This is a genomic window from Mycolicibacter senuensis, from assembly GCF_003284925.1.
Taxonomy (GTDB): Bacteria; Actinomycetota; Actinomycetes; order Mycobacteriales; family Mycobacteriaceae; genus Mycobacterium; species Mycobacterium algericum_A.
This window is the reverse complement of the sequence record NZ_QMEX01000218.1, coordinates 1-4,194: the sequence shown is the minus strand read 5'-3', so window position 1 is coordinate 4,194 and position 4,194 is coordinate 1. Positions and strand designations below refer to the sequence as shown.

The following is a 4,194-nucleotide window of genomic DNA, read 5'->3' as shown; positions in this document are numbered from 1 at the left end:
AGTCGCCCGTGGCCGGGCCTGACCACCGGCGGTGGGATGGGTCGGGTCGTGCACTGGTCGCGCCGGGGCCGCGCCCGCCGGCGTCGTGACAAGCGGTGCCGGCGCGCTGGGCCGGTTCACCCTGCGCTTGCGCTCGTCGGGCAGCCGGATCTCGCCCAGCCCGATCCGGTGCTGGATCCGCTTCATCCAGCGCGGCGCCCACCAGCAGTCGTCGCCGAGCAGTTTCATCACCGACGGCACCAGGAACATCCGGATCACGGTGGCATCGAGCAGCAGCGCCGCCATCAGGCCGAACGCCAGGTACTTCATCATCACCAGGTCGGAGAACACGAACGACGCGGCAACCACCGCGAGGATCAGGGCGGCAGCGGTGATCAGCCGCCCGGTGGTCGCCGTACCGATCCGGATGGCTTCGGTGGTCGACATCCCGGATTCTCGGGCCTCCACCATCCGCGACACCAGGAACACCTCGTAGTCGGTGGCCAGCCCCCAGCCGACCGCCACCACCAGCGCGATCACCACCACCATCAGCGGTGTGGGAGTGAAATTCAGCAGCCCGGCGCCGTGCCCGTCGACGAACATCCAGGTCAGGATTCCCATCGTCGCCCCGATGGTCAGCGCGCTCATCACCGCCGCCTTCAGCGGCAGCACCAATGAGCCGAACGCCAGGAACATCAACAAGGTGGTGGTGGTCAGCAGGATCACCAGCATCAGTGGCCCCTTGTCGACCATCGCGTGGATGCTGTCCTGCTCAAGCGCGGGGGTGCCGCCAACCAGCACGGTGAGGCCCTTGGGTGTGCTCATGGCGCGCAGCGCCTTGATCTTCTGGGCCGCGTCGTTGCGGTTGATCAGTCCGTTCTCAATCACCCGGATGCTGTGGTCCTTCGACGCACCGGGCAGGTAGGGGCGTTCCTTCCACATCTCGCCCGGGTCGTCGTCCGGCTCGACGAACCCGCTGATCGCCATGGCGCGGTTGCGGATGTCGGCGACCTGCTGATCGGAGACCGGCTTGTCGGCGGTGTTCTGGATCACCAGCGTCAGCTTCTCGGTGCGGAAACCGGGGAAGATCTCGTCGAAGTGCTCCTGGGCCACCCGGGCGGTGTTGTCCGGCGGCAGGTACTTCTCGCTCATCCCGCCGAACGTCAGCTTGCCCAGCGGAATGATCAGCAAGATCAATCCGACCACGATCGGGATAGCAAACGCCAGCGGCCGCTTCATCACGAAGTTGACCAGCTTGCCCCAGAAGCCGGCCTCGACCTCTTCGCGGGTCTTGGTCTTCTGGGTCTTCTCGGCGAACCAGCCGATGATGCGGTTGGAGAACTCCCAGTCCCGCAGGAATGGGATGCGGTAGAGGGTGCGGACCCCCAGGGCGTCGACGTTTGAGCCGAGCACCCCCAGGATGGCCGGCAGCAGGGTGATCGACAGCAGCGCGGCCAGCCCCACCGCGGCGAAGAACGCATAGGTCAACGAGTGCACGAAACCCTGCGGCAGCACCAGCAGGCTGGCGCAGGAGACGATGATCAGCACCGCCGAGAACACCACCGTGCGCCCGGCGGTCATCACTGAGCGCCGGACCGCGGCCTCGGTGTCGTAGCCCTCGGCGATCTCCTCCCGGAACCGGCTCACCACGAACAGGCCGTAGTCGATCGCGATACCCAGACCGATCAGCGAGACCACCGGCTGGGCGAAGAAGTGCACCGGCCCGAAGTGGGTGGTGAGCTGCAGGATGCCGGTCGCCCCGGCGATACTCAAACCGCCGACGATCACCGGCAGGCTGGCGGCGATCACCCCGCCGAACACGAAGAACAACACCACCGCCACCAGCGGAAGGGCCAGCACCTCCATGCGCTGCTGGTCGCTGGCTATGGTTCCGGTCAGTGCGCTGGCGATCGGCTGCAGGCCGCCGAGTTCGACCTTGCCGTCGTCGAGTTTCTGTAGGTCGGGCTCGGCCGTCTGGAAATTCTTGAGGATGGTGTCGTCGTCGTCGCCCTCGATCTGGATCGAAGCGAAGGCGTGTTTCTTGGCCGAGTCGGCCATGTTGGCCAGCGCTTCGGGATTGGTGAAGTAGCCGACCCAGCTCATGATCTGATCGGGATGATCGGCCTTGACCTTGTTCAGCCCGTTCTTGATCCCGTCGAACCACTCCTTGTCGTCGACGGTCTCGCCCTCCGGCGCGGTGAACACCGCCACCACATGACTGGTGCGATCTCGGCCGTACACCTCGTCACCGAGAACCGAGGCCTTGACCGACTGACTGCCGTCGTCGTAAAAACCACTCTGGGTGACGTGGTCGCCCAGACTCATGCCGTAGACCCCACCGCCCAAGCAGAGCGCCACCATCACGCCGATTACGATGAACCGGTAGCGGTATACAGTTCGACCCCACCAGGCGAACACCTATACGCTCCTCACTAAAGTCTGTTGAGACATCTTTCGGGCCCGCGCGTCCCTTGCCAGGTTGTCCAATTGTTACTCGCGCGAGGCCAGCAGTGAGCTCAGCGGCCGGAACGGCTGCAGCCACGCCCCTTGCTCCGGCAGCGAATCCAGGCTGATCCGCGGCAGCCGCTCCCGGAACACACCAGGAATGTCCTCCAGGTCGACAAACTCCAAGGTATCCGAGGCTAGCGCCCAGCTGGCATGTTCGCGAAATCCGAGCACCGAAACGGTTATGCCGAGTGCACAGAGTTCTTCCAGCGGTTCCCGGAACGCCTGACCGTCGGCCGAGGCCACCGCCACCGCCGCCAGCCCCTGGTCCCGCCGCAGCGCGATGTGTTCGAGCATGTCGGAATCGACGTCACTGTCCTCGTCGATCTTCGGCTTGGCGAAGACCGCGAACCCCACGTTACGCAGCGCCTCCACCCACGGCCGGACGACGTCGGCGCTGCCCGGTGCGATATTGGTGAAGACGGTGGCCTCGGGCTCGACCGGCTGCTGCGGGTGACGTGCCGAGATCTCAGCGGTGCGATTCAGCAGCCAGCGGCCCAAGGCGTCGAAGCGGGGCCGTTCCGCCCCGGTCGGGCGGCGGCCCAGGATCGCGCCCAAGCCCATGTCCAGGTTCGGTGCGTCCCACACCAGCAGCACCCGACGCGCCGGTGGCCCGCCGGCGGTCGGGTCCTCCGGGATCTGCGCTGACGGGGCGGGGGCCTCGGCCACAGCGTCGCTCACCGCGGCTTCTCCCAGATCAACTCGGTGATGGCACTGCCGGCGTCGCGGCCCTTCGCTTCGTACTTGGTGGTGGGCCGGGCGATCGAGATCGGCAGTGTCGGAGCGGGATTCGTCACCCGGCGCAGGCCGGGCTCGCCATCGCCGGACTCGGCGATCTGTTCGGCGTAACCGGCATGGTCGGTCGCCGCGTGCAGCACCCCGCCGGGCTGCAGCCGATCAGCGATCAGGGCCATGGTGGACGGCTGCAGCAGCCGCCGCTTGTGGTGCCGCGCCTTGGGCCACGGGTCGGGAAAGAACACCCGCACCCCGATCAGTGACTCTGGGGCGATCAGGTGCTCCAGCACGTCGAGGCCGTCGCCGCGCAGCAGGCGGACGTTGGTGAGCTGTTCGCGTTCGATGGCACACAGCAACTGTGCCAACCCGCGCTCGTAGACCTCCACGGCGATCACGTCCAAATGCGGCTCGGCCCGGGCCATCGCGACCGTCGAGGTGCCGGCTCCGCAGCCGATCTCCAGCACCAGCGGAGCCGCGCGGCCGAACCAGCGTTGCGGATCCAGCGGACCGGGGCGGTCGGTGCCGTCCGGCGGCGCCACGTCGGCGCCCAGTTCGGGCCAGAGTCGCTCCCAGGTCTGGCGCTGGCCGACGGAGAGTGCGGAGTGCCGGTAGCGAACGCTGAAATTTCGGCCACGCCGCGGAACCGGTGCATCGATGCCAGGGACGCCCGATGACGATTCGACGTCGCGCTGCGCGTGCATGCAGTCCATGGTGGCCCATGTACCCAGGTGTACCCACGGCGCGGTCCACATTGATACCCAACAGTTGCTTTTCGAGGCCGCCGGGATCGGCGCGCGGACACCGTGGCACGGTGACTCGCATCCCGGCGGCACAGCTGACACCATGGCCTGCACGTGGTGGGCCGATTGGGCGATGCGGGAGGGCATGGTCGTGACACAGGGGCGCCAGCTTTTCGCCGACGGGCTGACCCGGCTGGCCGCCGAGCTCTCCGATCCACGGCTGTCGTCGATCGCC

4 protein-coding genes are annotated in these 4,194 nt (G+C 67.1%); 1 reads left to right on the top strand and 3 read right to left on the bottom strand.

Features of this window, described 5'->3' with window-relative positions:
* From mmpL3 to trmB, 3 genes are all read right to left on the bottom strand, one after another.
* Positions 1 to 2,397, bottom strand: a 2,397-nt coding sequence (mmpL3, locus tag DQP56_RS22960) for a trehalose monomycolate exporter MmpL3 (protein ID WP_133259014.1), incomplete at its 3' end; no start/stop codon positions are given.
* A gap of 72 nt (positions 2,398 to 2,469) precedes the next feature.
* Positions 2,470 to 3,165: an NYN domain-containing protein gene (locus tag DQP56_RS22955; RefSeq protein ID WP_112689325.1), complete on the bottom strand. Its 696-nt coding sequence runs from the start codon at positions 3,163 to 3,165 to the stop codon at positions 2,470 to 2,472.
* Positions 3,162 to 3,920 (bottom strand): tRNA (guanosine(46)-N7)-methyltransferase TrmB, encoded by a 759-nt coding sequence (trmB, locus tag DQP56_RS22950; protein WP_112689327.1) that lies wholly within the window; start codon positions 3,918 to 3,920, stop codon positions 3,162 to 3,164. The genes DQP56_RS22955 and trmB overlap by 4 nt, the downstream gene beginning before the upstream one ends.
* Between trmB and DQP56_RS22945 the strand changes: the two genes are divergently transcribed.
* Positions 3,919 to 4,194, top strand: a 276-nt coding sequence (locus DQP56_RS22945; protein ID WP_133259013.1) for a hypothetical protein, incomplete at its 3' end; no start/stop codon positions are given. The genes trmB and DQP56_RS22945 overlap by 2 nt on opposite strands.